Annotated in this window: 24 protein-coding genes and 1 pseudogene; 16 read left to right on the plus strand and 9 right to left on the minus strand. The window is 60.2% G+C overall.

From position 1 onward, the window contains the following. Positions 1 to 131 precede the first annotated feature (131 nt). The 5 genes from HW554_RS04440 (at position 132) to HW554_RS04460 (ending at position 5,941) form a co-directional block, all read left to right on the plus strand. Positions 132 to 1,613 (plus strand): sodium:solute symporter, encoded by a 1,482-nt coding sequence (locus HW554_RS04440; protein WP_176907194.1) that lies wholly within the window; start codon positions 132 to 134, stop codon positions 1,611 to 1,613. A 189-nt stretch (positions 1,614 to 1,802) separates the two neighbouring features. Next, positions 1,803 to 2,282 carry an energy transducer TonB gene (locus HW554_RS04445; RefSeq protein WP_176907196.1) on the plus strand — a complete coding sequence of 160 codons (480 nt, stop codon included), beginning with the start codon at positions 1,803 to 1,805 and terminating at the stop codon, positions 2,280 to 2,282. A 124-nt stretch (positions 2,283 to 2,406) separates the two neighbouring features. Beyond that, entirely contained in the window at positions 2,407 to 4,254 is a 1,848-nt protein-coding gene (locus HW554_RS04450; RefSeq protein ID WP_176907198.1) for an ABC transporter ATP-binding protein, read from the plus strand. Positions 4,255 to 4,266: 12 nt separating this feature from the next. Then, complete coding sequence (locus HW554_RS04455) at positions 4,267 to 4,800, plus strand: hypothetical protein (protein ID WP_176907199.1); 534 nt, start codon at positions 4,267 to 4,269, stop codon at positions 4,798 to 4,800. Between the two features lie 235 nt (positions 4,801 to 5,035). After that, on the plus strand, positions 5,036 to 5,941 hold the full coding sequence (locus HW554_RS04460) for a DUF2911 domain-containing protein (RefSeq protein WP_176907201.1): 906 nt from the start codon (positions 5,036 to 5,038) through the stop codon (positions 5,939 to 5,941). Between the two features lie 109 nt (positions 5,942 to 6,050). Here the strand turns inward: HW554_RS04460 and HW554_RS04465 are convergent, their stop codons facing one another. The 5 genes and pseudogenes from HW554_RS04465 to HW554_RS04480 form a co-directional block, all read right to left on the minus strand. Continuing rightward, positions 6,051 to 7,754: a sodium:solute symporter gene (locus HW554_RS04465; protein ID WP_176907203.1), complete on the minus strand. Its 1,704-nt coding sequence runs from the start codon at positions 7,752 to 7,754 to the stop codon at positions 6,051 to 6,053. Continuing rightward, a complete protein-coding gene (locus HW554_RS20830) occupies positions 7,751 to 7,885 on the minus strand; it encodes a hypothetical protein (RefSeq protein ID WP_262889879.1) in 135 nt (44 codons plus the stop codon). Before HW554_RS20830 ends, HW554_RS04465 begins: the two co-directional genes overlap by 4 nt. Positions 7,886 to 8,112: 227 nt before the next feature. Continuing rightward, a pseudogene (locus HW554_RS20565) lies at positions 8,113 to 9,402 on the minus strand (PQQ-dependent sugar dehydrogenase). Positions 9,403 to 9,745: 343 nt separating this feature from the next. Further along, positions 9,746 to 12,421: a PIG-L family deacetylase gene (locus HW554_RS04475; RefSeq protein WP_176907205.1), complete on the minus strand. Its 2,676-nt coding sequence runs from the start codon at positions 12,419 to 12,421 to the stop codon at positions 9,746 to 9,748. Positions 12,422 to 12,668: 247 nt separating this feature from the next. Then, the gene (locus HW554_RS04480) at positions 12,669 to 13,352 is read right to left on the minus strand and encodes a carbonic anhydrase (RefSeq protein WP_176907207.1); all 684 of its coding nucleotides are present in this window, start codon (positions 13,350 to 13,352) and stop codon (positions 12,669 to 12,671) included. Positions 13,353 to 13,816: 464 nt separating this feature from the next. Between HW554_RS04480 and HW554_RS04485 the strand changes: the two genes are divergently transcribed. The 6 genes from HW554_RS04485 to HW554_RS04510 all read left to right on the plus strand — a co-directional run bounded on the left by HW554_RS04485 (position 13,817) and on the right by HW554_RS04510 (position 19,312). Further along, positions 13,817 to 15,478: a S8 family serine peptidase gene (locus HW554_RS04485; RefSeq protein WP_176907209.1), complete on the plus strand. Its 1,662-nt coding sequence runs from the start codon at positions 13,817 to 13,819 to the stop codon at positions 15,476 to 15,478. Positions 15,479 to 15,559: 81 nt separating this feature from the next. Further along, complete coding sequence (locus HW554_RS04490; protein WP_176907210.1) at positions 15,560 to 16,525, plus strand: YitT family protein; 966 nt, start codon at positions 15,560 to 15,562, stop codon at positions 16,523 to 16,525. 117 nt (positions 16,526 to 16,642) lie between these two features. Then, a complete protein-coding gene (locus HW554_RS04495; RefSeq protein WP_176907212.1) occupies positions 16,643 to 17,470 on the plus strand; it encodes an MOSC domain-containing protein in 828 nt (275 codons plus the stop codon). A gap of 248 nt (positions 17,471 to 17,718) precedes the next feature. Continuing rightward, positions 17,719 to 17,979 carry a hypothetical protein gene (locus HW554_RS04500; protein ID WP_176907214.1) on the plus strand — a complete coding sequence of 87 codons (261 nt, stop codon included), beginning with the start codon at positions 17,719 to 17,721 and terminating at the stop codon, positions 17,977 to 17,979. 12 nt (positions 17,980 to 17,991) lie between these two features. Further along, on the plus strand, positions 17,992 to 18,537 hold the full coding sequence (locus HW554_RS04505; protein WP_176907389.1) for a DUF547 domain-containing protein: 546 nt from the start codon (positions 17,992 to 17,994) through the stop codon (positions 18,535 to 18,537). A 100-nt stretch (positions 18,538 to 18,637) separates the two neighbouring features. Further along, complete coding sequence (locus HW554_RS04510; RefSeq protein WP_176907215.1) at positions 18,638 to 19,312, plus strand: DUF2461 domain-containing protein; 675 nt, start codon at positions 18,638 to 18,640, stop codon at positions 19,310 to 19,312. A 254-nt stretch (positions 19,313 to 19,566) separates the two neighbouring features. On the opposite strand, the gene HW554_RS04515 is transcribed toward HW554_RS04510, so the two are convergent. Further along, entirely contained in the window at positions 19,567 to 20,190 is a 624-nt protein-coding gene (locus HW554_RS04515) for a deoxynucleoside kinase (RefSeq protein ID WP_176907217.1), read from the minus strand. A 140-nt stretch (positions 20,191 to 20,330) separates the two neighbouring features. Between HW554_RS04515 and HW554_RS04520 the strand changes: the two genes are divergently transcribed. Further along, complete coding sequence (locus tag HW554_RS04520) at positions 20,331 to 20,777, plus strand: hypothetical protein (RefSeq protein WP_176907220.1); 447 nt, start codon at positions 20,331 to 20,333, stop codon at positions 20,775 to 20,777. A gap of 235 nt (positions 20,778 to 21,012) precedes the next feature. On the opposite strand, the gene HW554_RS04525 is transcribed toward HW554_RS04520, so the two are convergent. Continuing rightward, the gene (locus HW554_RS04525; protein ID WP_176907222.1) at positions 21,013 to 21,672 is read right to left on the minus strand and encodes a DUF6565 domain-containing protein; all 660 of its coding nucleotides are present in this window, start codon (positions 21,670 to 21,672) and stop codon (positions 21,013 to 21,015) included. Positions 21,673 to 21,826: 154 nt separating this feature from the next. Here HW554_RS04525 and HW554_RS04530 point away from each other — a divergent pair, with 154 nt between their 5' ends. Then, positions 21,827 to 22,348 carry a GNAT family N-acetyltransferase gene (locus tag HW554_RS04530; RefSeq protein ID WP_176907224.1) on the plus strand — a complete coding sequence of 174 codons (522 nt, stop codon included), beginning with the start codon at positions 21,827 to 21,829 and terminating at the stop codon, positions 22,346 to 22,348. A 106-nt stretch (positions 22,349 to 22,454) separates the two neighbouring features. After that, entirely contained in the window at positions 22,455 to 22,739 is a 285-nt protein-coding gene (locus HW554_RS04535; protein WP_262889880.1) for a CDGSH iron-sulfur domain-containing protein, read from the plus strand. 118 nt (positions 22,740 to 22,857) lie between these two features. Here HW554_RS04535 and HW554_RS04540 read toward each other — a convergent pair whose 3' ends face one another. Beyond that, on the minus strand, positions 22,858 to 23,109 hold the full coding sequence (locus HW554_RS04540) for an acyl-CoA-binding protein (protein ID WP_176900345.1): 252 nt from the start codon (positions 23,107 to 23,109) through the stop codon (positions 22,858 to 22,860). Between the two features lie 220 nt (positions 23,110 to 23,329). Between HW554_RS04540 and HW554_RS04545 the strand changes: the two genes are divergently transcribed. Beyond that, positions 23,330 to 24,625: an amidohydrolase family protein gene (locus tag HW554_RS04545; protein ID WP_246285103.1), complete on the plus strand. Its 1,296-nt coding sequence runs from the start codon at positions 23,330 to 23,332 to the stop codon at positions 24,623 to 24,625. 225 nt (positions 24,626 to 24,850) lie between these two features. Then, positions 24,851 to 25,507 carry a hypothetical protein gene (locus tag HW554_RS04550; protein WP_176907225.1) on the plus strand — a complete coding sequence of 219 codons (657 nt, stop codon included), beginning with the start codon at positions 24,851 to 24,853 and terminating at the stop codon, positions 25,505 to 25,507. 129 nt (positions 25,508 to 25,636) lie between these two features. Here HW554_RS04550 and HW554_RS04555 read toward each other — a convergent pair whose 3' ends face one another. Then, positions 25,637 to 26,671, minus strand: a complete 1,035-nt coding sequence (locus tag HW554_RS04555; protein WP_176907227.1) for a hypothetical protein — start codon at positions 26,669 to 26,671, stop codon at positions 25,637 to 25,639. Between the last annotated feature and the right edge of the window lie 75 nt (positions 26,672 to 26,746).

Below are 26,746 nucleotides of genomic sequence, written 5' to 3' on the forward strand. Positions count from 1 at the left end.
CAAAGGCTCGATTTACGGCGGATGCTTGTAGCTTGCGCCTTCATGTTGTTACCGACGCGTGGCCATCAACGAACTGTTGATGGCAAAAGTCAGCTAACAGCTATCAGCTAAAGGCTAACAGCTCAAGTAAAATGTCCCCTACCCTTATTCTGATTTTGATTGCGGGCTACTTTGTGGTCCTCGTCTTTATTGCCTACCTCACTTCGCGCGGGGCCACGAGCGAGTCTTTCTTCATTGCCAACCGCAATGCACCCTGGTACATGGTGGCCTTTGCCATGATTGGCACCTCGCTTTCGGGCGTCACGTTCATCTCGATTCCGGGCATGGTGGCCGGGCAGGGCTGGAGCTACATGGCTGTGGTGCTGGGCTATACGGTAGGCTACCTCGTGATTGGCACCGTGCTTATGCCGCTGTATTACCGACTGCGGTTGGTGAGCATCTACACCTATCTGGAACAGCGGTTCGGGTTCTGGAGCTACAAAACGGGCGCGTTCTTCTTCCTGCTTTCGCGGGCCGTGGGCGCGGCGTTCCGGGTGTTTCTGGTGGCCGGGGTGCTGCAGCTGGCCGTGTTCGACGGGCTGGGCGTGCCATTTGCCGTCACCGTTACGGTGGCCATCTTCCTGATTTATCTCTACACCTTCAGCGGGGGCCTTAAAACCATCCTCTGGACCGATACTTTCCAGACCATGGCCATGCTCATGTGCGTGGCCGTGAGCATTTACCTGATGGCCGACGAGCTGAACCTGGGCTTTGCCGGGCTGGTGGAAACGGTGAAGGACAGCTCCATGTCGCAGATCTACTTCTCCGACCCCAAAGACGATAAGTTCTTCTGGAAGCAGTTTGCCTCGGGTGCCTTCATCACTATTGTGATGACCGGCCTCGACCAGGATTTGATGCAGAAAAACCTGAGCTGCCGCAACCTGGCCGACGCCCAGAAAAACATGTTCTGGTTCACGATTGCCATCGTGCTCGTCAACATCTTCTTCCTCTCGCTCGGCGTGCTGCTTTACCAGTACGCCGCTGCCAAAGGCATCACTCTGCCCACCAACCCCGAAACCGGCGCCGTTATCGGCGACAGCGTGTTTCCGATGCTGGCCACCAACCACTTCAGCCTGTTTGCGGGCGTGATATTCATTCTGGGCATTATTGCCGTCACCTACGCCTCCGCCGATTCGGCCCTCACGGCCCTCACCACCTCGTTTTGCGTGGACATGCTGACCATCAGCCAGTACGAGGAGAAGAAGCAGAAAACCATCCGCCAGCTCACGCACTTCGGCTTCTCGATTATCTTGATTGTAATTATCCTGATTTTCCGGGCCATCAACGACCAGAGCGTGATTACGGCCGTGTTCAAGGCGGCCGGCTACACCTACGGGCCGCTGCTGGGCCTATACTCGTTCGGCATTTTCACCAGCCGCGGCCTGCACGACAAGCTGGTGCTGCCCTTATGCCTGCTGATGCCGGTTATCACTTGGTTTATCAACGCCAACTCCGAGGCTTGGTGGGGCTATAAGTTTGGCTTTGAGATTCTGATACTCAATGGTTTGCTTACCTTCCTGGGGCTATGGATAATTTCACGCCCCCGCGACCTCAAATTGAACCCCGTGGCCTAAGGGTTGTTGTGAGAGGAGAACGCCAGATGGCACAGCACGATGTAGGGGCGGGGCTTGTCCCCGCCCGCCGTTGAACGGCCCCCGTCCGAATTATACAACGACAACGTTGCCGCGGCGGGCGGGGATAAGCCCCGCCCCTACCTCGCGCTCCGCAACCTGAACATTACGCTAGTATATAAGTACCCGCCCATGAAACATCTTCCCATCATTCTGCTGCTTGTATCTTTGGGGCTTTGGGAAGCGCGGGCCCAGCAGCCGGCACCGACCAAAAAGCCCGTCGAGCTGAAAGCCACGGCCATGCAGGCCCAGGCGAAGCCCGCCGCCAACCGCCCCGACGTGCCGCCCCAGTTTCCGGGCGGTGCCAAGGGCCTGAACCAGTTTTTCCAGCAGAACCTGAAGTATCCGGAAGCCGCCGGCGTCAAGCAAATCAGCGGCCACGTGGTGATGACGTTCACGGTGGAGGCCGACGGCCACCTGACCAACCCTTCGGTGGTGCAGCCCCTGAGCCCCGAGTGCGACACCGAGGCGCTGCGGGTACTGGGCCAGATGCCGGCCTGGAAACCCGCCACCCGCAAGGGCCAGCCCATCCCGATTCAGGTGCGGCTACCCGTACCGTTTGGGGTTTCCGAAGGCCTGCGAGTGGAGCAGGGCAAACCGAAATTTGAATAATGCGGAGTGAGAAGTCAGAAGCCAGGAGCTGGAATTCAGGGAGTGGAGGGCCAAAACACAGGTCTTCCCGCCTCATTCTTCCTCTCCTGACTTCTAGCTTCTAACTCCTAGCTTCCCAAAACAAATGGCCCGAAGTGGATTGAATAGCAGCGGCAGCGACCTGGCAACGGCCGAGCTGCCCAAACCGAAAGTAAACAAGGAATCACTCAAGCGCAGCCTGCGGATTTTCCGCTACATGCTGCCCTACCGGGCCAAATTTATCGTGGGCCTGCTGATGCTATTGCTCAGCAGCAGCACATTTATGGCCTTTCCATGGCTGGCCGGCAAGCTGATTGGGGCCGCCAACCACGAGCCGCTGGTGCTCTCGAACGGCTGGGTGCTGGGCATCAATGAGATTGCGCTGCTGCTGTTCGGCATCATCGCCTTGCAAGGCTTATTCTCATTCGGGCGCATCTGGTTTTTCACCCAAGTAGGCGAGTTCACCGTGCGCGATATCCGGCGGGCGCTCTACGGCAAGTTCGTGCAGTTGCCCATCCCCTACTTCGAGCAGAACCGCGTGGGCGCCATCACCTCGCGCATCACTTCCGATGTGGCCCAGATTCAGGATACCTTTTCCCTGACCCTGGCCGAGCTGTTCCGGCAGATTTCCACCATGCTCATCGGCATCACGGCCATCATGCTCGTGTCGGTGAAGCTTTCGTTGTTTATGCTGCTCACGTTTCCGCCCATCATCCTAGTGGCCGGACTGTTCGGACGCAAAATCCGGGTGCTGGCCCGCGAAACCCAGCAGGAGTTGGCCAACACCAACACCATTGTTGAGGAGACGCTGCAGGCCATCAACTCGGTGAAGGCGTTTACCAATGAGCGGTTTGAAACCAACCGCTACGGCACGGCCCTCGATCGGGTGGTGCGCACGGCCCTGCGCAGCAACTTATACCGCGGCGGCTTCGTCTCGTTCATCATCATCGGACTCACCGGCGGCATCATTCTCATCCTGTGGCGGGCGGCCACGCTAGTCTATACCCCCGGCCCCGACCAACTCGAGGTAGGCCAGTTGCTCACCTTCCTGCTCTACACGGCTTTCATTGGGGCCTCCATTGCGGGTTTGGGGGAGATGTACGGCAAGGTGCAGAGTACGCTGGGCGCTTCCGAGCGCATCCTCGAAATTCTGGATGAGACGCCCGAGCCGACCCATCGCGAGCCCACTACCGGCATCGTGCCCACCAGCATCGAGGGCGACATCCGCTACGAGCACGTGGCCTTCCGCTACCCCACCCGCCCCGACGTACCGGTACTCACCGACATCGACTTCCATATCGGCGCGGGCGAGAAAATTGCCCTCGTGGGGCCTAGCGGCGCGGGCAAAAGCACCATTGCTGGCCTGCTGATGCAGTTTTACCCCCTGAGCGGCGGCAGCATCATCATCGACGGCCACCCGGTAGCCGACTACGACCTGACGGCGTTGCGTCGCCAAATTGGCATTGTACCCCAGGAAACCCTGCTGTTCGGTGGCTCCATCCGCGAAAACATTGCCTACGGACGCCCTGGTGCTACCGACGCCGAAATCATTGAGGCTGCCGAGCGGGCCAACGCCTACCGTTTCATCCAGGGCTTCCCCGAGGGCCTCGACACGGTAGTAGGCGAGCGGGGCATCAAGCTCTCGGGCGGGCAGCGCCAGCGCGTAGCCATTGCCCGCGCCATCCTGAAAAACCCCGCCATCCTCATCCTCGACGAAGCCACGTCCTCGCTCGACTCGGAAAGCGAGATGCTGGTGCAAGGGGCCATGGACGAGCTGATGCAGAACCGCACCAGCATCATCATTGCCCACCGCCTGAGCACCATCCGGAAAGTGGATAAAATCCTGGTTATCGACGGTGGCCGCATCGTGGAACAAGGCACCCACGAGGAGCTAAGCGACCGGGAAGGCGGCTTGTACGCCAACCTGCTCAGGTTGCAGTTCGAGCTGACGTAGGGAGACTCTATCATGGTCCGACCGCCCTATCACCTGCACGCCGTGCGCCTGTCGGCCGACGAGTTTGTGGCCGTGAACTTCCGGCTGTGGCGGACGCAGCCAGCCACCCGCCGCCTGTACTGGCTGCTGGGCGCGGCTTTGCTGCTGCTGACAGGTAGCGTGGGGCTGGACTTTTGGCAGCATGGCCGGCTCAGCAGCCCGTTTACGCTCGTGTTCCTGGGTGTGGGCGTAGCGTATGGGGTGCTCCGGCTGGCGCTGGTGCGCTGGCAGCTACGACGCGGGTATGCCCGCCAAACAGTGCTCCAGCAACCCCTCGATTTCACTTTGACCACTACCGAAATTATTGGTCGGGGTGCGATGGGGCAGTTTCCGGGGCAATGGGGCCTTATCCGACGGGCCATGTGGGTGGGTCCCGACTGGCTGCTGCTCTACCCTACCGAAGCGGCCTGCTACTACCTCGACCTGCGCCGCCTACAAGCCCCCGCCACCCGCGCCGATGTGGCCCAACTGCTGGCGCAGCACCAGATTCGGCAGCAGCAGGTATAGGGCGGTGGCCGTGTGCCGGTTGCTACGGCCAGGCATTGGGTGAACCATGAATTCTGGCAGATTCGGCGGCATCCGGGTGCTATGTAAACCCTCGGCTGAAACCTGCCAGCTGACGGCGAAAAGCGCCACCGGCAAACTTCCAGGCGGGCGGCGGGTTGGCTGAGCGAGCGGACGAGTTTGGTTTGCTTATTTTTACCCTGAAACTACTCTCACCTTCACCTACCTTCTACTCCGTATGTCGTTTTCCACTTCCCGCCCGTCTACTGCCCGCATTCCCGGCGCTACGCTGGTTCTCACCGGCCTGCTGCTCGGCGGCGGCGCGGCTCAGGCCCAGATCAGCACGCCCCAGCCCAGCCCCAAAAGCACCCTCACACAGCGCGTGGGCCTCACCGACGTAATGATTACTTATTACCGACCTAGCCTGCGTACCCGCCTGGGCTTCGGCGACGCCGCCGATAAAAGCGTAGTCGTTTATGGGCAGCGCTGGCGCACCGGGGCCAACAACACGACCACCATCAAATTTGCCGACGACATTCTGGTGGAAGGCCAGAAAGTGGCCGCCGGCGAGTACGGCCTCTACACCATCCCCGGCAAAAACGAGTGGACCGTAGTGCTCAACAAGAGCACTAAAATGGGGGCCAACGTAGATGGCTTCAAGGATGAAGAGAACGTGGCCAGCTTCAAGGTAAAGCCGATAAAGCTGAACGACAAAGTGGAAATCTTCACCATCGACCTCAGCGACTTTACCCCCGCTACCACCAACGTAGTGATGATGTGGGATCAGACGGCCGTAAAGTTCAAGCTCACGGCCGACGTGGAGCCCAAGGTAATGGCCCAAATCAACGAGAAGGTCATCAACAACGCCAACCCCACCAACGGCGACCTGGCCGCGGCGGCCGTTTACTACCTCGACAACGATAAGGACCTCAAGCAGGCCCTGACCTGGATGCAGAAGGCCAACGCCAAGGACCCCAAGTTCTGGAACGTCCTCACGGAAGCCAAAATCCGCATGAAGATGAAGGACTATAAGGGTGCCATCGCTTCGGCCGAAATGTCGAAGAAGCTGGCCACCGAAGCCAAGAACATGGACTACGTGAAGATGAACGACGCGCTGATTGCCGAAGCCAAGAAAGGCAAGTAATTCTGCGCTGTTAGCCTTCTGTTTTGAATGTATGAAAAGCCCCGTCTGACGATTCAGACGGGGCTTTTTTTGATCAGGACTGCTAGAATCGCGCTACCGCCTCATGGCGCTACGCCCTGTTAATATCTGGGCGTACGGCTAGCAACTTGTGGCCTACGCTGCATAGTACCACCACGGCGCAGCCAATGATGTTGAACCAGAGGTAGCCGATATCGGTGGTGAAGAACAGGCCGGCCACCACTATCTGGGCCACTACGGCCGACCAGAACACAGTGCGCCCGTTCACCGACTTGATGAAGAAGGCCACCATAAAGATACCCAGGATGGTGCCGTAAAAGAACGAGCCGAGGATGTTAACGGCCTGAATCAGGTTTTCGAGGCGGGCGGCGAAGGTGGCGAAGGCAATGCCCAGCACGCCCCAACCCACCGCTGCCCAGCGCGAGGCCGCCACGTAGTGCGCCTCGGTGCGGCCCGGCCGCCGCGGCCGGTACAAATCGACGACGGTGGTAGACGACAGGGCGTTGAGGCCGGCAGCAGCCGAGCCCATGGCGGCGCTCAGCACCACGGCCACCAGCAGGCCCACCAATCCTTTGGGTAGGTAGTTGAGCACGAAGGTCAGAAACACATAGTCAGTATCCTTCGCTTCGACGGAAGGCACGGCCTGTTTCATCAGCTTCTGGGCCTGCTCGCGTAGGCCCAGGTTGGCGGCCTGCACGGTTTGCAGGCGGGTTTGGGCAGCGGCAATGGCTGGCTCGTCGTCGGTTTTGAGGGCCGCTACCAACTCGCCGGTGGCCTGAGCACGGGCCTTGAACAGCGTGGCGTGAGTGCGCTCCAGGCCCCGCAGCTGGGGGCCGTATTGCTCGGAGTGGGCCACCTCCAGGTACACTGGCCGGTTGAAGGTGAGGGGGGCCGGGTTGAACTGGTAGAAGACGAACAGCAGCACGCCCAGCAGCAGAATCCCGAACTGCATCGGGATTTTCAGCAGGCCGTTCATTAGCAGCCCCAGGCGGCTTTCGGTTAGGTCGCGGCCGGCCAGGTAGCGCTGCACCTGGCTCTGGTCGGTGCCGAAGTACGAGAGGGCCAGAAACAGGCCGCCGGTGATACCCGACCAGAAGTTATACCGGTCGTTGGGGTCGAACTTGAAATCAATCAGGTTGAGCTTGCCCTGCGTGCCGGCCACTCGCATGGCATCGGTGAAGCCCACATTTTCGGGCAGGTAATGCACCAGCAGATAGCCGGCAATCACCATGCCCGTGAAAATAACGGCCACCTGCGCCTGCTGCGTAACGGCTACAGCTTTGGTGCCGCCCGATACGGTGTAGGCAATCATCAGCCCGCCAATCAGCCAGACGGTGAGGTGGATATTCCAGCCCAGAATAGCCGACAGCACCAGTGCTGGGGCGTAGAGCGAAAGGCCGTTGCTGAGGCCCCGCTGCACCAGAAACAGCAGCGCCGTGAAGGTGCGGGTGCGCCTATCGAAACGGCCCTCCAGGTACTCGTAGGCCGTGTACACCTGCAGCCGGTGGTAGATGGGCACGGCAAACACGGCAATCAGCACCATGGCCACCGGCAGGCCCAGGTAGAACTGGATAAAGCGCATGCCATCATCGTAGGCCTGGCCGGGGGTGCTGATGAAGGTGATGGCCGAGGCCTGGGTGGCCATAATGCTCAGGCCCACCGCCCACCACGACGCCGAGCGTCCGCCCAGCAGGTAATCGTCGAGCGAAGCCCCGGCGCGGCGGGTGCGCCAGGTGCCGTAGCCCACAATAACCAGCAGCGTGCCGCCCAGAATCAGCCAGTCGAGCCCGCTCATGCAAACAGCCGGGTCAGGTACACGAACAGGGCAATTTCGGCCCCCAACGCCCCCAGTACCAGCCAGTACCAGGCCCGCCACGAAGGCAGTAGCGGCGGTTTATTGTCGGGTTCAGTGGCTGGGACGGACACAGATGCGGGATTGGGAATTGGCAAAGTCGAAAGATAGGTGAAACCCGCCTGTCATCCTGAGCAGAGCGAAGGATCTTTTCACGCTTGGGCAGAAGCACATTTGGCCATTCAGATGTGATAAGGTCCTTCGCTGCGCTCAGGATGACAGGCGGATTCCATCTGCCTCGACCAGCTTCGGCCGCCGCCACCACGTCCCGATTTCAAAGCCGCAGGTCAGCAGCAAGCCCTTACTTGCTACCCGAAGTTGAGGGGGTTATTTTCCAGAGTTCACCGTTGTCCTCGTCCGTGACGACGTACAGCGCCCCGTCCGGGCCCTGCTTAACGTCGCGCACGCGCTGTTTGCGGTCGGAAAGTAGGCGCTCCTCGCCCGTTACGCGGCCATTTTCCAGCTGCAGCCGTACCAGATTCCTGTCCTTGAGCGAACCCACGAACAGGTTGCCCTGCCAGGCCGGGAAGGCACTACCGGAGTAGAATTCGGCTCCCGACGGAGCAATAACCGGGTCCCAGTAGTAAACCGGGTCCACGTAACCCGGCTTGGTCGTCACGGAATTAGGGATGGGCTCGCCCGAGTATTCCTCGCCAAACGTGACCAGGGGCCAGCCGTAGTTTTTGCCCCCCTCCAGCCGGTTCAGCTCGTCGCCACCCTGAGGGCCCATGTCCACCGACCAGAGCTGGCCCTGCGCGTCGAAGGCCATGGACTGTACGTTGCGCTGGCCCACCGTCCAGATTTCGGGAAGCGCCCCGGCCTGCTTGGCAAACGGGTTATCCGGGGCTGGCTTACCATCGGGAGTGATGCGGAGTGTTTTGCCCATGTGGCTGTTCATCTGCTGGGCCTGGGGGCGAATTTGTATGTCCGAACGCTCACCGAGGCTTACGTATAGCATGCCATCGGGCCCGAAAGCCAGGCGCGAGCCAAAGTGCTTGTCGCCGTTATAGGCCGGCTAAGCCTGAAAAATCACCTTCACCTGACTCACGCTCCGGCGGTCGGACGAGAGTACGCCTCTGGCCACACTCGTAGCGTTGCCGGCTGCGCCGCGGGGCTCGGAAAAGGTCCAGTATAGCAGCTGGTCGGTGGCAAAGGTGGGGCTCAGGGCAACATCCAGCAGGCCGCCCTGCCCCGTGGCGTATACCGCAGGTAGGCCCTTAATGGGCTCTCCAACCTGCCCCTGGGCCGATATTATGCGCAGACGGCCGGGCCGCTCGGTAACCAGCAGGTCTCCGTTGGGCAGCGGCTCAACCGCCCACGGATGCTCCAGCCCTTTGGCCAGCACTGTTACATCGAAAGCCACCGCCGAAGTGATAGCGCAGGCGCGGGTTTGGTCGGGGGTAGTGGGGCGCTGGCTGGGTACCTTGGCCTGCCGGGTTTCTAAGGGCGAACAGCCAGCCGGGCCCGGAGCCTGCGCAGAACTTTCCGTGCCGTAGGCCTGCACACCCGCCTGCTGGCCGGATTGTTGGCAGCCGGCCAGCAGGCCAGCCAGCAAAAGGGTAGATATACTAACGAGTGGGCGGCTATCCATGAGATGTTAGGTTAGAGATGATATGCTGGTGCTGTAACAGCCGGCCAGCCAAATGGCGAAAAACAGCTAGTACGAGGAGTTGTCTGGCCCCGGAAGTTGCTGGTTTACACCTACGCTTCGTTTCGATAATCGTTTCTGCCGCTGTTCAGGCCGCCCTTGAAACGCCGGGTTCCTGCACCCAGTATTTCGGCGAGGAACGGGACCTGCCCTACGGCTGCCTGGACCGGGGAAACCCGCCTGCTGTCAGGCAAGCCCGCCCGAGGCTGGCAAGATTGCTCAGACCACTTCCTTCCACCCTCCGCGAATACCTGCCCGAACCTCTACGAGAAGACGCGGCAAGCACTTACTTGCCCAACGACACCATATTGGTCAGAATCCGGTAGGCACCGGGTACGCCGGCGGGCAGCTCGCGAAACAGCGAGAGGCCGGTGTAGATGTAGTGGCCTTTGCCGTAGTTGGCCACCAGAATGGCGCTTTCCTTGGGAGTTTCGCCGGGGTCTTGGCTGCTGATGACGGTTTGGTAGCGGGGGTCCCACTTGGCGGGGTAGTACAGGCCCTGCTCCTGCTCCCAGCCCTTGAAATCAGCGGGGCGGATGCGGTTAGGCGTGTTGAGCAGCGGCTGCGTGGGGTTGAGCAGGGTCACGGGCGCGTCTTCCACCGTTACCCGGTCGCGGCCGAGAGTCATCGGATAGGGGCCGATTTCGGGCAGCACCGTGCCGCGGTTCACCACGTACTGCACCACCACGTTGCCGCCCTGCTCCACGTATTTCAGCAGGGCCGGCTGGCGGGCTTTCAGCTGCTCGACGGTGTTGTAGGCCCGGATGCCGAGCACCACGGCGTCGAAGCGGCGCAGGTTGGTTTCGGTGAGGTCCTCAGGCTTGAGCAGGGTCACGGTGTAGCCAATCTGGCGCAGGGCCTCGGGCACCTCGTCGCCGGCCCCCATCAGGTAGCCGATTTGCTGGCCCCGGCGCTTGAGGTCGAGCTTGACGAGCGGGGCGGTGGCTTCGGGAAACAGCGTTTGGGTCGGGATGTGGTCGTAGTCAATTACCTGGTAGCCGCGCGAATACGCCTGGCCCTCCACGGTAGCCACGGCCCGCAGCTCGGTTTTGCCTTCCTTGGCGCCCGCGCCGGGCCGCACCTGGAACTGCACGGTCTGCTCGGCATCCTTGGCGGCGAGGTCGAAGGGGTAGCTCGCCGGCTCCGACTGCCAGCCGGCGGGCAGCGTGAGGGCCACGCTGCCCTTCACGCCGGCTTTTCCGGCCCGCACCGTTACGGGCACCGTTTTAGGCGCGTTATCGGCAAACACGAAGGCCTGCCCGCCAATGTTCACCATTACCGGCGGCACCACCGTCAGCGGCTCATAGATTTCGCCATGTACGGGGTCAGTGTGCTTGTATTGAACGGGGACAGCGAAATCTAAAAATTCCTCTTCCACAGTGATGTAGAAATGCATATCAGCAACGGCGGGATTTTGTGGATGACCGACCAACATTTGCTTCCCATAGACAATATCACCTTTACTTAAAGTAACCGTCGTATAAGGGTCAGTATAATTGGTGCGCTTCCCATCCAGTCCGAAGGCATTCGTAATAAACCTATTATGCTTAAGTCGACTCTGAAAAAGAACATATTTATCGGGAAGAGAATACATCCCTACGGTGCCAGAATTCAGAAGCCAATAAGGCTGTGTAGTACCCATACCAACTGTGGGTTCGATGGTTGTCTTTCCGGTTAATAGTTGCCCTGATATCAGGGCTTTATCAATTGCTGAATCAGTAACAGCGTAAGCGGTCGACCGAACCCGCAGCAACTTTGCACGCACATTCGAAGGGCTTAATACTTGCCAATTGATTTCCACTGGCTGATTCATAGCAACAGTTGTGGAAGTAGCGGTTGCTTCTAGGTGAAGCCCCATGCAAGCCTGAATAAGTGCATCTACCTGCTGTCTTTTTCCGAAGAGCCAAGACATAGCGCTGGTATTACCTATGTTATTACCATTACTAATAGGGTTTCCAAAACTTTTTCTGACAGCTATCAGTCCCGCCACACTAGCACTCGGATTCGCCGCGTCGTAATTCCGAATCACCTCGTCCACCAGCTTGCCCACGGCCGCGCCGCCGGGCACCCGGTTCCAGGTCAGGTCCACGCCATCGAACAGGTCGGTTTTGGCGGGGGTGCCTTTCAGCAGTTGAAAATACTCCGGGGCCTCGCCGCGCTGGGCGCTGCTGCCGAAGCCCTGGCTTTTGTGCTTGGTGCGACTTTCGGCGGCAATTTCGCCGTAGCTGCGGCCCAGCAGCGGGTTGAAGCCGCCGGCATCGAGCTGGAAGTACTGGCTCATGTCCTCGCCCGCCTTCACGAAGAAACTGCCGGTGTTCCAGAGCAGGCGCTTGGCCTGCCAGGGCTGCACGTACTGCAATTGCTCGGGGAAACGCTTGGGGTCGGCAGCGGCATCGAAGGCCTCGATGGCCAGCATGGCCGAGGCCGTGTGGTGGCCGTGGCCGGCGCGGGCATCGGGCGGGAATCGGGTAATCATCACGTCGGGCCGACGCTGGCGAATCACCCAGACCATGTCGGCCAGCACCTGCTCCTTGTCCCAGATGGTGAAGGTTTCGGCGGCCGTTTTGGAGAAGCCGAAGTCGTTGGCGCGGGTGAAGAACTGCCGGCCTCCATCCACCCGGCGGGCCGCCAGCAGCTCCTGGGTCCTGATCACGCCCAGGCCCTCGCGCAACTCGGGGCCGATGAGGTTCTGGCCGCCGTCGCCGCGGGTGCAGCTCAGGTAGCCGGTTTCCACGAGGCGGCCGTTGGCCAGGTAGGCTAGCAGGCGGGTGTTCTCATCGTCGGGGTGGGCGGCGATGTAGAGGGCCGAGCCCAGCACGTTGAGTTTTTTCAATCCCAACAGAATCTCGGACGACGAGTACGTCTTGGGAGCCTGGGCCTGGGCCGTGAATGCGTGGAGGAAGGAATGCGTGAGTAGCACCAGCAGCAAAGCGGCGGTGCGGAAAGTACGGCGAAAGGTCATTCAGAAAGCTGGAGACGAGAGCGGTAAAGATGCAGGCTGGGCCGGCAGGTTGCAGAAAAGCAAGAATCATCACCCTTTTGTTTGGGGTGGGCCGGTTACTGTTTAAGCTAGTCATGCTCTAGCCGGCGGCCGCCGGCCGAGGCTTCTCTGCCGCGCATTGTTTTGGTTGTGCAACGTGCGGCAGAGAAGCTTCGGCCGGCGGCCGCCAGCTAGAGCATGACCGGTTTCAGGACTTCAGACAGCTGGGTTATTCCTCGATGGCGCTGCGGTTGCCGCCGGGCGCGAACCAGCCAGTGTCTTCGCTCAGATTGTACACTTCCTGAATATCGCGCAGGATGTGCTGAAAATCGATGTGCAAATCCTTCAGCAAGCCCGTTTTCAGGTCGAAGACCCAGCCATGCACCGTCGGAAACTCGTTTTCCAAGTACATCTGCTGCACCACGGCGGTTTTTACTACGTTGATGCATTGCTCCTGCACGTTGAGTTCCACCAGCCGGTCGTAGCGCGCATCGGCGTCCTCAATAGCCTCAAGCTCGGTGTGGTGCAGGCGGTACACGTCGCGGATGTTACGCAGCCAGGGATTGAGCAGTCCCATATCTTGGGCCTGCATGGCTGCTTTCACGCCGCCGCAGCCGTAGTGTCCGCACACTACAATGTGCTTCACGCGCAGGTGGCGCACGGCATACTCAATCACCGACATAGCGTTGAGGTCGATGTTGTTGACCAGGTTGGCGATGTTACGGTGCACGAATACCTCGCCGGCGCGCGCGCCCATCAGTTCTTCGGCCGTTACGCGGCTGTCGCTGCACCCGATATAGAGATAATCGGGCTGCTGATCGGCGGCGAGGGAGGCCGGGAAATTGGGGTTGCTGGCCGTGTGGGCAGCAACCCACTGGCGGTTGCGCTCAAAAACTTCGTCGTACTGGGGCATGGGCAGGGGTTTGAACAGTGAAAAGGAGAATAGATACGAAAGCTACGCATGGCTGGCCGAATTTGAGTTGCGGCCGGCACGGCTGGGTTATTGCAGACAGCGACCCGATAAACTGTCGGCTGCATGCGTCGGCCGGGGCCGGGCGGGTGTCTGTAAGGGGCTTTCCGACGGGTCGCGTGCTTTTTTTGCGGCGGTGGCGCCCGGTTTACGTTACCTGCCCGTTATAGCGGTTCAGGAAGTTTAAGAGAATGTCATGCTTTATCTGGCGTCCGCTTGCCGAAGCATCGCTACCGCTTCGTTGAACGACTGGTACGAAGCGGTAGCGATGCTTCGGCTGCGCGGACGCCAGATAAAGCATGACGGTCTATAAGCCTGACGTTTTAACTTGATTCCAGGCACTTTCTAAACAGCTTCAGCTTTTATTTCAGCATTCCGCCTCTTCTACAGTATCTTTTCTTTTGCGCATGTCCTTCCCTCTAGTTGCCCGCCTACGCCTTGCGGCGCTGGGCCTCGCCCTGAGCCTGCCGCTGCTGGCTGCGGCCCAAACCGTAGCCCCGGCTCCTCCCGAATCCCCCACACCGGAATCCGCCGCCACTTTGCAGTGGTACCTGCTCGACCCCACCGCCGACCGCGTGATGGGTGTGAGCGTGAACCGCACTTACCGGGAGCTGCTGGCCGGCCGCACCCCTACCCCGGTAGTAGTGGCCGTAATTGATGCCGGCATCGACACCACCCACGCCGACCTGAAGCGTATGCTCTGGCGCAATGCCCGCGAAGTGGCCGGCAACAGCCTCGACGACGACAAGAATGGCTACACCGACGATGTATGGGGCTGGAACTACCTGGGCGGGGCCGATGGCCGCAACATCAACCTCGAAACGCTCGAAGAAACCCGCCTGCTGGCCCAGCTGCAGCCCCGGTTCAAGGGCAAGAGTCGCGCCACCGTGCCCGCCGCCCAGCGCCCCGACTTCGACCTGTACCTGAAGGTGAAGAAAGGCTACGATGCCAAGGTGAAGGAGAACACCGACCGCCTGAAGGAGTACAGCCAAGTATACGCCGAGAACATGGCTGTTTCGGATTTGTTGCGGCAGAAGCTGGGAGTGGAGCGCATTGATACGGCCGTGTTGCGCAACCCGCCCACCACCGACCCCAAGCTGCGCGAGCTGTCGGGCCAGCTCTACGGGCTGCTGCTCAACACCGGCTTCGGCTCGCTCGATGACATCTTGGCCGAGATGAAGAGCGGCCTGAAACAAACCCAGGACCAACTCGACTACGGCCTCAACCTGAGCTACAACCCCCGCCCCATTGTAGGCGACGACCCGTTTAACATCAAGCAGCGCCTTTACGGCAACGCCGACGTATCCGGGCCTGATGCCCTGCACGGCACCCACGTGGCCGGCATCATTGGGGCCGACCGCGTGAACAACCTCGGCATTATGGGCATTGCACCGCCCGTGGTGCGCCTGATGGCCGTGCGCGCCGTGCCCGATGGCGATGAGCGCGACAAGGACGTGGCCAACGCCATCCGGTATGCCGCCGACCACGGGGCCAGCATCATCAACATGAGTTTCGGCAAGTACTACTCGCCCCAGCGCGCGGCCGTGGAGGAGGCCATCCGCTACGCCGATAGCAAGGGCGTGCTGCTGGTGCACTCGGCCGGCAACGAAAACGAGAACCTCGACCAGAAGCTGCAGTACCCGGCCCCGGTGTTCCTCAACGGCCAGCGCATTCCGAACCTGATTACGGTGGGCGCTTCCTCGCGCGACAACGACGCCGGTCTGGCCGCCGACTTCTCCAACTTCGGCAAAACCCAGGTAGATGTGTTTGCGCCCGGCAACCAGATTTACTCGACGTTGCCCGGCGGCCGCTACGGCAACCTGAGTGGTACCAGCATGGCCGCCCCGGTGGTATCGGGCATTGCCGCCACGCTCAAAAGCTACTTCCCCGAGCTCACGGCCGCCGACCTCAAGCGCCTCATTCTGGCTTCGGCCCAGCCCACCCACACCCAGGTGCGCCAGCCCGGCTCCGATAAACTCGTCGATTTTGCCGACCTCTCCAGCACCGGCGGCATCGTGAACCTGTACCGCGCCGTGCAGTTGGCCCAGCAGGCCGCGCCCGCCAAATAGCCCTTTGCAGCCGACGGGCCGGATTGTATCTTTAGCTCCTGCTCCGTTTTACCTCGTTCATCATCTGCAAGTTCTCCCCTCATGCTCATTCCACAACTGCTGCTGCTGCGCAAACGTCAACGGGCCGAATCCGACTCGCTGCCCAAGCCGATGCCGCAGCGGAACCCATGGCAGGGGCGGCGGGGGCGGCGGTGGTGGAGGCGGCAGATTACGAATGCTCTTTTCCTGACAATGGGCGTGTTCTGCGCCGGTTTCGGGCTCGAAAGCTTTCTGCTACCCGGCGGCTTTCTGGATGGCGGTGTAACGGGTGTGTCGCTGCTGCTGCGGCAGGTATTTGGGCTGCCGCTGCCGGTTCTGATTATCGTGCTCAACGTGCCCTTCATGATTATGGCCGGCCGGCAGCTGGGCCGGGGCGTAGCCGTTCGTACGCTGCTGAGCGTGCTGGGCCTGGCCGTGGTCCTAGCCCTCGTACCGTTTCCCATCGTTACTGAAGACAAGCTGCTGATTTCGGTGTTCGGAGGCTTTTTTCTGGGAGCGGGCATCGGGCTGGCCATGCGCGGGGGCGGCGTGCTCGACGGCACCGAAATCATGGCCATCTACCTGAGCAAAAGCAGCAGCCTGACGGTGGGCGACATTATCCTGGCCTTCAACATCGTCATCTTTAGCGTGGCGGCCTATGTGCTGTCGGTCGAAACGGCGCTGTATTCTATTCTGGCTTACCTGTCGGCGGCCAAAACCGTCGATTTCGTTATTGACGGCGTAGAGGAATACACCGGTGTCACCATCGTTTCGGGCCGCTCCGACGCTATCCGGCGCATGATTACCGAGAAGCTGGGCCGCGGGGCCACCGTGTACAGCGGTAAGCGCGGCTACGGCTCGCACGGCACCCAGCCCAGCCCCATCGACATCGTTTTCACCGTAGTTACCCGCCTTGAGCTCTCCCAACTCAAGTCCGAAGTCGAACAGATTGACCGCCAGGCTTTCATGGTGATGCACAGCGTAAAAGACACCAAAGGCGGTATGGTCAAAAAGCGCCCGCTACATTAGTATCAGTTGCTGGTGAGAACGACGTAGGGGCGGGGCTTGTCCCCGCCCCTACGTCGTTCTCACCAGCAACCAGCAACTGAAAACTCATCACCAACCGCCAACTAATATCTTTGCTGCATGTCTGACTCGCTCCTGCTCACCGACCTCTACATCTACCCGGTAAAGTCGTTGGGAGGCATTCGGCTTACCGAGGCCGTTGTGGAGCCCCGCGGCCTGCGCCACGACCGTCGCTGGCTGATTGTAAATGAGCACAACCAGTTTATGACTCAGCGGCAGACTGCGGCCATGGCCCACTTGCAGGTGGCGCCGGCCTACAACGGTTTCCTGCTCAGCCACCAGCAGCGCCCCGAGCTATTGCCGCTCTACGTACCCTTCGAGGCCACGCCCGAAAAAACGCTGTTTGTTACTGTTTGGGATGATATGGTGTTTGCCTGGCGCGCCCGGCCCGAGTGCGACGAGTGGCTGAGTGAGGCGCTGGGCCAGTCCTGCAAGCTGGTGTACATGTCGGATATGGTACGGCGCGATACCGAGCCCGACCTCAACCCCGAGGGCCAGCTGGTTAGCTTCGCCGACGCCTATCCGTTTCTGCTCATCGGGCAGGCTTCCCTACTCGATCTGAACAACCGCCTGGGCGAACCGGTAGGCATGGAGCGGTTCCGGCCCAACTTCGTGTTCAGCGGTGGCGCGGCCTTTGCCGAAGACAGCTGGAGCCAATTCCGCATCGGGGAGCTTGATTTCCGGGCAGTGCGGGCCTGCGGGCGGTGCGTGCTTACTACCATCGACCCGGCTACGGCCCAAAAAAATGCGCTTGGCGAACCCCTGCGTACCCTGGCCTCCTACCGCACCGAAGATGGCAGCGCCATGTTCGGCCAGAACGTAACCAGCGCTGGTCGGGGCCGGGTTGCAGTGGGCCAGCCCATTGCCGTACACAGCTACAAGGCCTAACCAGCTGCTTACCCGAACACCTATTTACCCCAAAGGCAACTCTCTACAGAGGCCCCGAATTCACGGGAGCGTTCCAGAGTGTGTTTAAACCAGTAGATAATAATACCAACTGCCGCTTACCAGCGCTTGGTCGAATAATCCTGCACTTTGACTGGATTGCATTTTGCTAAGTCGTATAAAACATATACTTTTGATAAATCAATACCATCCCGGATAAAAACTATTTCCGGCGGTTATCTACCCGGCTTATGCGCCCTCTCACTCTGCCCTCAGGTCTGTACCGTCTGCTACTGAGTTCGTTGCTGGCAATAGTGCTAAGCCTTACCGGCACGGCTTCCCTGGCCAATGGCTCCGGATCGGAGCAATTGCAGCAGCCCTGGAGCGCGCTCCTCCGCCTGCACGTCACGCCCGAAGGACGGTTGAATTACGAGGGGCTGCTGGCGGATGAGGACCAGCTGCTGGGCTACCTGCAAAGCCTGCGTAAGGTGCGTCCTCAGGCCGAAAACTGAACTCCCGACCAGCTGAAAGCCTTCTGGCTGAACACCTATAACGCCGCAGCCACCAACCTGGTACTCGAAAACTACCCCGTAGCCAGCATCAACGACATCCGCATTAAAACCATGGGCAGCTACGAGTCGCCCTGGGAAACGGTGGTCGTGAACGTAGGCGGACAGAACTACTCCCTCAACCAGATTGAGCAGTTGTTGCGCCAGCAATTCCGCGACCCGCGTATTCATTTTGCCCTCAACTACGGCGCGGCCTCGGCGGCACCGCTGCTGGCCGAGGCCTACACTGGCGCTCAGCTCAACCAGCAGCTCGATCAGCAGGCCCGCCGATTCATCAACGACCCGACCTTCAACCAGCTCGACGCCCAGCAGGTGCAGCTGTCGGGGCTTTTTCGCTCCTACGCCACCGAGTTCGGGGCCGAGCCACAGCTGCTTGCCTTCATCAACCGCTACGCGCAAGCGCCAGTGCCGGCCACAGCCAGCATCGAGTACCTCTCGTTCAGCTGGGCCCTCAACAGCCCCACCGCCCTCGGCAACGGGCCGGTTTTAGGGCGCAAATAGCCCTTCTTAAGGCGGCAGCGGCCAACTCGGGTCCGAGCTACCCCGTACCGCTAGGCGGTACGGGGCTTTTTTACGCCCCATCCGTTTTGCGTTTTCACCTATGAGCTTAGCACTAACTCTCCACTTCCTGCACGATCTGGCGGCCCACAACCACAAGGCCTGGATGGACGAGCACCGGGCCCGTTACCACGCCGCTCGTGCCGAGTACGCCACTTTCGTAGAGGAGCTGTTGCGGCTGGCCTCGGCCGAGCTGGAACCCGGCCTGCAAGGCCTGCGCGCTACCGACCTGATGTTCCGCATCAATAAAAACGACCGTTCGCAGCTCGACCCCGAGCCTTATAAGCGCCACATGGGCGCGGGTTTTAAGCCCGGGGGCCGGCACACCCCGCGGGCGGGCTACTTTGTGGCCGTGCAGCCCGGCGGCGGCACCTACGTGGGGGCAGGGCGCCGCCTGCCCGACGCCGCCGAGCTGGCCCGCATCCGGCAGGAAATCCATTATAACGCCCCGGCATTTCACCGCATGCGCCAGCACCCAGAGCTGCTGCGCCACTTCCCGCAAGGGCTCGATACGTCGCAAACGCTCAAGACAGCCCCCAAAGGCTACAACCGTACCGACCCCGATATTGCGTGGCTGCGGCTCAAAAGCTACTTTGTGTGGCAGCACTTCCCCGATTCGGAAGTGCTGCGTCCCGATTTCCCGGCCCGCGTGCTCGAAGTCTGGCAGGCTGCCCGTCCGCTGGTAAGTTTCCTGAACGAGGCGCTCGAAGAAAGCTAAGGCCGGAAACGCAAAAACCCAGCTGTTAGCCAGCGCCTACCCAGGCGCTGGCTAACAACCGGATTTTTGCGTTGAGATACTAGACTTATTCCCGAATAAGAAATGGCTGAAATTTTCCGGCGCTTTTAGAAACCAGAAGCTCTTTATCTACCTGGCCAAGCCAGTATCCTTTGAGTCTTTGAGCAGCGACTGTCTGCGGCTCCAGATATTGGCTGGAAAACAGCTGATTTCTTATTGAGGAACAAGTCTACTGCCTAAAAAAGCCCGAACAAGGTGCTGTTGATTTTGTCGATGACTACGCTCAGGTCTTCGGGATTGTTGACGTAATCGAGGTTGTTGACATCGACGATAAGCAGCTTGCCCAGATTGTAACTGGCAATCCACTCTTCGTAGTGCTCGTTCAGGTGCTTGAGGTAGTCGATTTTGATGTTGTTCTCGTACCCGCGGCCCCGGCGCTCAATCTGCTGCACCAGCTTCGGCAGGTCGGCGCGCAGGTACAGCAGCAGGTCGGGCGGGTCGACCATACTGATCATGGAATTGAACAGGCCCAGGTAGTTCTGGTAGTCCCGCTCACTCATCAGGCCCGACTGGCTGAGGTTGGCCGCAAAAATGTGGGCGTCCTCGTAAATCGTACGGTCCTGGATGATGCCTCTGTTGGTTTGCTGCAGCGTCTTTATCTGCTGGGTCTGGCGGAAGCGGCTGTTCAAAAAGTATACCTGTAGGTGAAAAGCCCAGCGAGGCATATCGTCGTAAAAGTCCTTTAAATAAGGGTTGTCGTCCACATCTTCCAGGAATACCTCCCAGTTGAAGTGGTGTGCCAACTTGTTTGACAGGGTGGTTTTACCAGCCCCGATATTACCAACTATTGCAATGTGCATGAGCGAAGTGCGGAAAAACAGAGTCGCAAAAATAGCAGTTCCCTTTTCACGACCAGCACCCGACAACTTTCATCGCCAATAATTCTATATTTACGTATAATAGTCTTATAAAGCAGTTTCCATCTTCTCACAGCAGTACTTTGTTCAAGCTCCAGCCCCTGAGCATTCTCACCGACGACAGCGGGAAACGGCTGGCTAGTATCGAGCACGACCCGGCCCGGCAACTGCTGGCGATACGCTGGTTTGGAAACCTCACGGGTGAGCAGGTGATATATGTGGCCCGCTGCACACTGCAGCTCACGTCTACCAAGCCTTATACCCTGCTACTCAACGATAAAAGCCAGGCTACTGGCGACTGGAGTGATGCGCTGGAGTGGCTGGAGTACGAGTGGCTGCCACAGGTATTACAAGGCGGCCTGCATGCTATTGCCTATATTTTCACGCCCGATATGCACAACCAGCTGGCCAGCTACCAATTTATAGAGCGATTGAAACCCTACCTGCGCATTGCGGCGTTCGAGGATGCTCCCGCCGCCATGGAGTGGATGGAGCAGGCTTCTGCCGACCCAAGAATTAACCTAGTTTAGCCGTATGAGCCGTTTCGCAACTCGCCGCCTTCTCGGGCCGAGGCGAGCTGCGAAGAACAACGTAGGGGCGGGGCTTAGCTGCGCTGTCCTCCGGTTGTCCCCGCCCCTACGTTGCAACGAGCTTTACGGGGCCTGCAAACAGTCGGTCAATACCTTGTTCTGGTGGCAGGCGGGGACAACCGGAGGACAGCGCAGCTAAGCCCCGCCCTTACGCTGTTCTTCGCAGCCTGGGTTTTTAATTGCGCATCGCGTCCTTTACGTTGCGGGCCTTTTCCAGCGTCCGGAACTCGCCTTGCAGCGTGCGAATACGCAGGCGTTCTTCCAACGGCAATTGGGTACGCACCTGCTCATAGCGGGCATTGAGACGGCTGAGTACCTCGTCAGCCGTCGACCAGTCAGCCTGCGACCAGGCCTTTTTCTCGGTTCGCATGGTTTCAACCAACCGCTGATAGAGGTCGGGCAGCTCGGTGGCACGGGCCCGGCTGATATTCACGTTCTCGTTCAGCAACCGGGCCTGGGCCTGAGCGGGCGTAGTGGGCTGGCGGTTGGCCGCGTCGAGGCTATCCTGGCGGGTTGCCCACTGCTGGTAACGCACCTTTTGAGCGGCGTACTCACGCTGGCTCTCGGCCGAAAGGCTATCGACGGCCCGGTCGAGCCGACTACTGCGGCGGTCGAACTCGGCTGTAACCTTAGGGATTTCCCGGCGGGTAACCTCTTCGGCCCGGTCTACCTGCTTGCCAACCCAGCTGCCGAACTCGCTGAGTGTACGTTCGAGGCTGCCGGCCGGCGCGGGGGCCGTTTTTGAGGTACCTGACTGGGCCTGGGCAACCGGGGAGGCGGCCAGGAGCAGGCTGGTGGCGAATAGCAGGGTAGCGGAGGCAGTATTTTTCAGCATGGCAGAAGGAAAGAAGCAGATAACGGGAGCGAAAGAAACTCAGTATGCGGCGGTAGAGCCGTTTGGTCAGGAGAGAGGCAATTTCCGGCCCAAAACCGTCGAAAGCTGCCAAAGGGTTCGGTTTTGCGCCGGATTATCCCGTTTTTTGCCCCTTATGCCAGCCTCCCCCGCCGCTTCCATCCGCATCCGCCCCGCTACCGCCGCCGACATTCCCATCATTCTGGCGCTGGCCGAAGCCACCTGGGAGCCGACTTACCGCTTCATCATCTCGCGCGAACAAATTGAGTACATGTACCGCGTGATTTATACCGCAGCCTCACTGCAACGGCAGATCAACGAGCAGGGCCACCAGTTTCTGCTGGCTTACGCCGATGGCGAGGCGGCCAGCGGCTACGCGTCGTTTTCGGCCCAGCCCGAGGCGGGTGTTTTCAAGCTGCAGAAGATTTACGTGCTGCCTTCGCACCAGGGCCAGGGCCTGGGCCAGCAGCTCATCGGGGCCGTAGAAACGGCCGTATGCGCCGCCGGCGGCCATACCCTCGACCTGAACGTGAACCGCCACAACCCCGCGCTGGCTTTCTACGAACACCTGGGCTTTCAGCGCCACCACGAAGAGGACATTGCCATCGGCCCCTACTGGATGAACGACTACGTTATGCGCAAGGAGCTTGGGGCTTAGAAGGATACTGGCAGCGTGTGGCCGGGCGGAGGCGCCAGCCGTATAGTTCTGCTTACTTTGCTTACCAACTCATTCACCGACTCACACTTTCACTGATTTACCCAACATGGCCACCAAACTTACTGTCCTCAGCAATGGCTCACTCCGCGTAGACGGAACCGATTTCGAACTCGTTGATGCCCAGGGAAACTCGTACGGCCTCGCCGGCCGGGAGCGAATCAGCATCTGCCGCTGCGGCCTTTCGGCCAACAAGCCGTTCTGCGACGGCTCGCACAAAAACCACTTCGAGCACAATGCCGTGGCCTTCGACCTGCCGGCCCCCGGCACTGCCCCGGCCAAGCCCACCCCGCCGCCTGCCGCCCCCGATGCCGGCGGCCAGCCGCTGGGCTAGCCTCTCCTGCTTCGTTAGTTTCCGGAAGCTTCAGGCCCCAAACAAAAGCGCCCGCTACGTTTGTAGCGGGCGCTTTTGTTTGGGGCCTGAAGCTTCTGCCTTGAAGAGGGCTACCGGCTTAGAATAAAGAATTCACGAAATCGACGTACTCCTGGCGGGCATCGTCCTGGGTTTTGCCCTTCTGGCCGGCCCAGGCATCGTACTTGGCAATGGCTTTAAAATCGAATCCACCGGGCCGGTCGCCCGAAACGTCGCCCTCGCTGCCCTGCTTGTAGAGGGAATACATTTTGAGCAGGGTCGTGTTGTCGGGCTTGGCGGGCAGCTCTTTGCTGCGGGCGGCGGCGGCTTCAAATTCTTCGGGAGTGGCCATAGTTGAATGTGGTAGATGGAGAGAATGGGATGAATGTGGCTGATTGGCCGATACGCCGCCACAGCTACAAAAAAGCCAGCGGCTATCGGCCAAAAGCCGTCAGCTGAGATTCCAGCCGGTTTCAAGGTACGGATTGCCCCGGAAATAGTCGGCTTGCAGCGTTTATTTTCCGCCTATCTTCCGACTCCGCAATCCTTCTTGCGGCACTTTTCCTGCCTTTATGCTGAAACCGCTTCTTACCAGCCTGCTATTTGGTGCCGCTTTGCTGGCCTCGGCCCCGGCCGCGCTGGCCCAGAAAACCTACCTGCACTGCGGCCGCCTGCTCGACATGCGCTCCGACCGCGCCCAAACCGCCATGACGGTGGTGGTGGAAAATGGCCGGGTGCTGGCCGTAGAAAAGGGCTACTCCTCCCCCACCGGCCCCCAGGACCAGGTTATAGACCTGAAAAACCGCACCGTGCTGCCCGGTCTCATCGACTGTCACGTGCACCTGGAGGGCGAAACCAGCAAGGATAACTTTCTGCGCGAATTCACCGAAAACCCCGCCGATGTGGCGTTCGGCTCGCTAACGCATGCCCGTAAAACCCTGCTGGCCGGCTTTACCACCGTGCGCGACCTGGGTGGCTCGGGGGTGAACGTGGCGTTGCGCAACGCTATCAACCAGGGCAAAGTAGTGGGGCCGCGCATCTTCACGGCCCGCAAGGCTATTTCGGGCACCGGCGGCCACATGGACCCCACCAACGGCTACCGCCTTGATCTGATGGGCATACCCGGCCCGATGGATGGCGTGATTAACAGCCCCGACGAGGCCCGGCAGGCCGTGCGCGAGCAGTACAAGCGCGGGGCCGACCTCATCAAAATTGCCAGCACCGGCGGCGTGCTCAGCGTGGCCAAAGACGGCTCGGCAGCCCAGATGACGGAGGCCGAAATTCGGGCCGTAGTGGAAACCGCACGCGACCTGGGCCTGGCCGTGGCCTGCCACGCCCACGGGGCCGAGGGCATGAAGCGCGCCATTCGGGCGGGCGTGACGAGCATTGAGCACGGCACGCTCATGGACGATGAAACGATGAAGCTGATGGTGAAGAACGGCACCTGGTACGTGCCGACCATAACGGCCGGCAAGTCGGTGGCCGACTCGGCTAAAATCCCGAATTACTACCCGCCGCTGGTAACACCCAAGGCTCTGGCCATCGGCCCGAAGCTGCAGGGCACTTTCGGGCGGGCCTACAAGGCGGGCGTTAAAATTGCGTTTGGCACCGATGCGGCCGTGTTCCGGCACGGGGCCAACGGGCTGGAGTTCCGCTACATGGTGGAGGCCGGCATGCCACCGCTGGCCGCGTTGCGCTCGGCCACCGTATCGGCGGCCGAGTTACTGGGCCAGTCGGAAAACCTGGGCACGCTCGAAGCCGGCAAGCTCGCCGATGTGGTGGCCGTGGAGGGCGATCCGCTCCAGGATATCGGGGCCATGCAGCGGGTGCGCTTCGTGATGAAGCAGGGCGTGGTGTACCAGCCGTAGCAACTTCGGCCCGCGCCACAGGACCCAGCCGAAAAAACCGGCCCCAAAGAACTGGCCTGACGAGCAGGAAAGAGGGATTATGAAAAATAATTGTCACTCCGGGAACTTTTACACAGAAACCGGGCACGATTGTGGTACCGTGCTTTACAGCTGCCGATGTCCGGCACTACCCTGCTGGCCAGCAGGTTTATATATCTCTTTTTTACCCTTTACCGCTCGCTTATTATGAACCGCTACCCTATGCCCGGAGCCGCTGCTTTGCTGCTGCTGGCCGCCACTGCCCACGCCCAGCAGCAACAGCTACCCCAAACGCCTCAGCCCACACAGCAGCAGCCATATCAGCAACCTGCCAACCCGTATGCCTACCCGCAATCGGGCCAGTCGCCAGCCTCATTATACCGGCGTTCGGCCCTGGGTATAACCCTAGGCTGGGGTGCGCCCTACGGCTGGGGCTTTGATTATGCCCACATGGTTTCGCCCCGGGTCGATGTGAATGCCGGCTTCGGACTGGGCATCAGCGGAGCCAAAATCGGGGTCGGCAGCCGCTTTTATGTAGCTCCCGAAAAGAAGGTTTCGCCTTACTTTGGCGCCAACCTGGTACTCTCTAGCGCAACCAATAACTCGCTGGACGTTGATGGTGATTACACGGAATATACCACCAAATCCAACGCCGTATTAAACCTGCGCTCGGGCCTGCGCTGGCAGCCAGGCCGGGTAGGGCTGCTGGGTACGCTGGGCTACGGCGTGCGCCTCGGCGGCGACCCCATCGTATATAGCTCTGCCTACCCCAACCCCACTCAGCTCACCCGCGACCTTGCCCAGGCAATAGGGCCGGGCGGTCTGGAACTGTCGCTCGGCATGAGCATCGGGCTGGGCCGCTAAGACTGGTTCAACAACATGCTCCGCCACCCACAAGCTACGTCTAGCCTGTAAAAGCCCGACACCGACTTGGTCGTCGGGTTTTTGCTGGCCGGGCTTACTGCCGAATCTCAGCGCTGCCGACGCATCTGGTCAAGGCTTTTTGGGCGGCAATAGCATCAGTTTCAGGTTCAGGCGCACCACGTCGCCCATGCTGCGGCAACGGCTGAACTGCTCGATACCGTGGTGGCGGTTAAGCTCCTGCTTGAGCTGGCTGACCTTCTCGGGCGTCGAAACGGTATCGTGACGCAGGCAGTCGATGAGGTCTTTGAGGCGGTGGCGCTCCGAGCGCGCCCGGCGGGCCATCAGGGTGCGCTCCTCGGCCTGGTACTGCCGGATGTTTTCGGGCTTGAGCAGCCGGCTGCACAACTGCACAATGGCCCGGTTATCCTTGAAAAACTGCGGCAGGTACATGTTCTTCTTGCCCTCGTAGCACTGCTGGTCGAAGTCGATGGCCCGGACCCGGTACTGTTCGTCCTCAAAGTCCAGCGTCACATCGACGATGTAGTTGTAGGCCCGCATGTCGCCCAGCAGCCGCGCAAAGCACCGCTCATTAAACTTCACGAACTCTTTGGCCATGCGCACCTTATTGAGGTGGGGGCGTGCGAGATGGTGACGGATAAAATCGTCGCCGGGAATACCGGCAATGTGCTCCTCAATAAGCGTGTTGCCATTGAGCAGGTAGGTAATGCTGTTGGGCGAGAGAATATGCTCCAGCTCGAGGCCGTACACCCGGGAGGCATCGGCCTTTTTCACGTAGAAATAATCGTGGTTGTCGTTGAGCTGGTTGACGATGCGCACCCGAAAGGGCTGGCTGTTGCCGAAGCGGCAATAATCGATGCGGTCGGCCTGCAGGTGCCGAGTAAACGAGAGGTCGCCGGCAGTTTTGAGCAGGGCGTACACTTCGGTCAGGCCCTGGCTGAGCTCACGCAGGGCGTTGGGTTCGTAGTACACCGTTTCCCAGAGCGTATCGTTGCCCTGTCGGTCGAGCAGCGGATAGGCACCCGTAAAGCGGGCCAGGTCGGCGTAGGTAACGGGCAGCTTAGTGGCGCGGTCGTACTCGACGAGGTACTGCTGCAGCCGTTCACCCACCGGGTAGGTAATCTTCTTTTTGGAAATAAGCGTCATATACAGCTGGTCGGGCAGAAGAGGAAAATACGGCGGCATGCGGGCCGGCCGGAGTGGCATGGCTACCAGCGCCGC

The sequence above is a fragment of the Hymenobacter lapidiphilus genome (genome assembly GCF_013377885.1).
Lineage (GTDB): Bacteria > Bacteroidota > Bacteroidia > Cytophagales > Hymenobacteraceae > Hymenobacter > Hymenobacter lapidiphilus.

Bases quoted from the DNA above. Each gene is read 5' to 3' on its own strand.
- HW554_RS04440 (WP_176907194.1), top strand. From the start codon at position 132: ATGTCCCCTACCCTTATTCTGATTTTGATTGCGGGCTACTTTGTGGTC.
- HW554_RS04445 (WP_176907196.1), top strand. From the start codon at position 1,803: ATGAAACATCTTCCCATCATTCTGCTGCTTGTATCTTTGGGGCTTTGG.
- HW554_RS04450 (WP_176907198.1), top strand. From the start codon at position 2,407: ATGGCCCGAAGTGGATTGAATAGCAGCGGCAGCGACCTGGCAACGGCC.
- HW554_RS04455 (WP_176907199.1), top strand. From the start codon at position 4,267: ATGGTCCGACCGCCCTATCACCTGCACGCCGTGCGCCTGTCGGCCGAC.
- HW554_RS04460 (WP_176907201.1), top strand. From the start codon at position 5,036: ATGTCGTTTTCCACTTCCCGCCCGTCTACTGCCCGCATTCCCGGCGCT.
- HW554_RS04465 (WP_176907203.1), bottom strand. From the start codon at position 7,754: ATGAGCGGGCTCGACTGGCTGATTCTGGGCGGCACGCTGCTGGTTATT.
- HW554_RS04475 (WP_176907205.1), bottom strand. From the start codon at position 12,421: ATGACCTTTCGCCGTACTTTCCGCACCGCCGCTTTGCTGCTGGTGCTA.
- HW554_RS04480 (WP_176907207.1), bottom strand. From the start codon at position 13,352: ATGCCCCAGTACGACGAAGTTTTTGAGCGCAACCGCCAGTGGGTTGCT.
- HW554_RS04485 (WP_176907209.1), top strand. From the start codon at position 13,817: ATGTCCTTCCCTCTAGTTGCCCGCCTACGCCTTGCGGCGCTGGGCCTC.
- HW554_RS04490 (WP_176907210.1), top strand. From the start codon at position 15,560: ATGCTCATTCCACAACTGCTGCTGCTGCGCAAACGTCAACGGGCCGAA.
- HW554_RS04495 (WP_176907212.1), top strand. From the start codon at position 16,643: ATGTCTGACTCGCTCCTGCTCACCGACCTCTACATCTACCCGGTAAAG.
- HW554_RS04500 (WP_176907214.1), top strand. From the start codon at position 17,719: ATGCGCCCTCTCACTCTGCCCTCAGGTCTGTACCGTCTGCTACTGAGT.
- HW554_RS04510 (WP_176907215.1), top strand. From the start codon at position 18,638: ATGAGCTTAGCACTAACTCTCCACTTCCTGCACGATCTGGCGGCCCAC.
- HW554_RS04515 (WP_176907217.1), bottom strand. From the start codon at position 20,190: ATGCACATTGCAATAGTTGGTAATATCGGGGCTGGTAAAACCACCCTG.
- HW554_RS04525 (WP_176907222.1), bottom strand. From the start codon at position 21,672: ATGCTGAAAAATACTGCCTCCGCTACCCTGCTATTCGCCACCAGCCTG.
- HW554_RS04530 (WP_176907224.1), top strand. From the start codon at position 21,827: ATGCCAGCCTCCCCCGCCGCTTCCATCCGCATCCGCCCCGCTACCGCC.
- HW554_RS04535 (WP_262889880.1), top strand. From the start codon at position 22,455: ATGGCCACCAAACTTACTGTCCTCAGCAATGGCTCACTCCGCGTAGAC.
- HW554_RS04540 (WP_176900345.1), bottom strand. From the start codon at position 23,109: ATGGCCACTCCCGAAGAATTTGAAGCCGCCGCCGCCCGCAGCAAAGAG.
- HW554_RS04545 (WP_246285103.1), top strand. From the start codon at position 23,330: ATGCTGAAACCGCTTCTTACCAGCCTGCTATTTGGTGCCGCTTTGCTG.
- HW554_RS04550 (WP_176907225.1), top strand. From the start codon at position 24,851: ATGAACCGCTACCCTATGCCCGGAGCCGCTGCTTTGCTGCTGCTGGCC.
- HW554_RS04555 (WP_176907227.1), bottom strand. From the start codon at position 26,671: ATGACGCTTATTTCCAAAAAGAAGATTACCTACCCGGTGGGTGAACGG.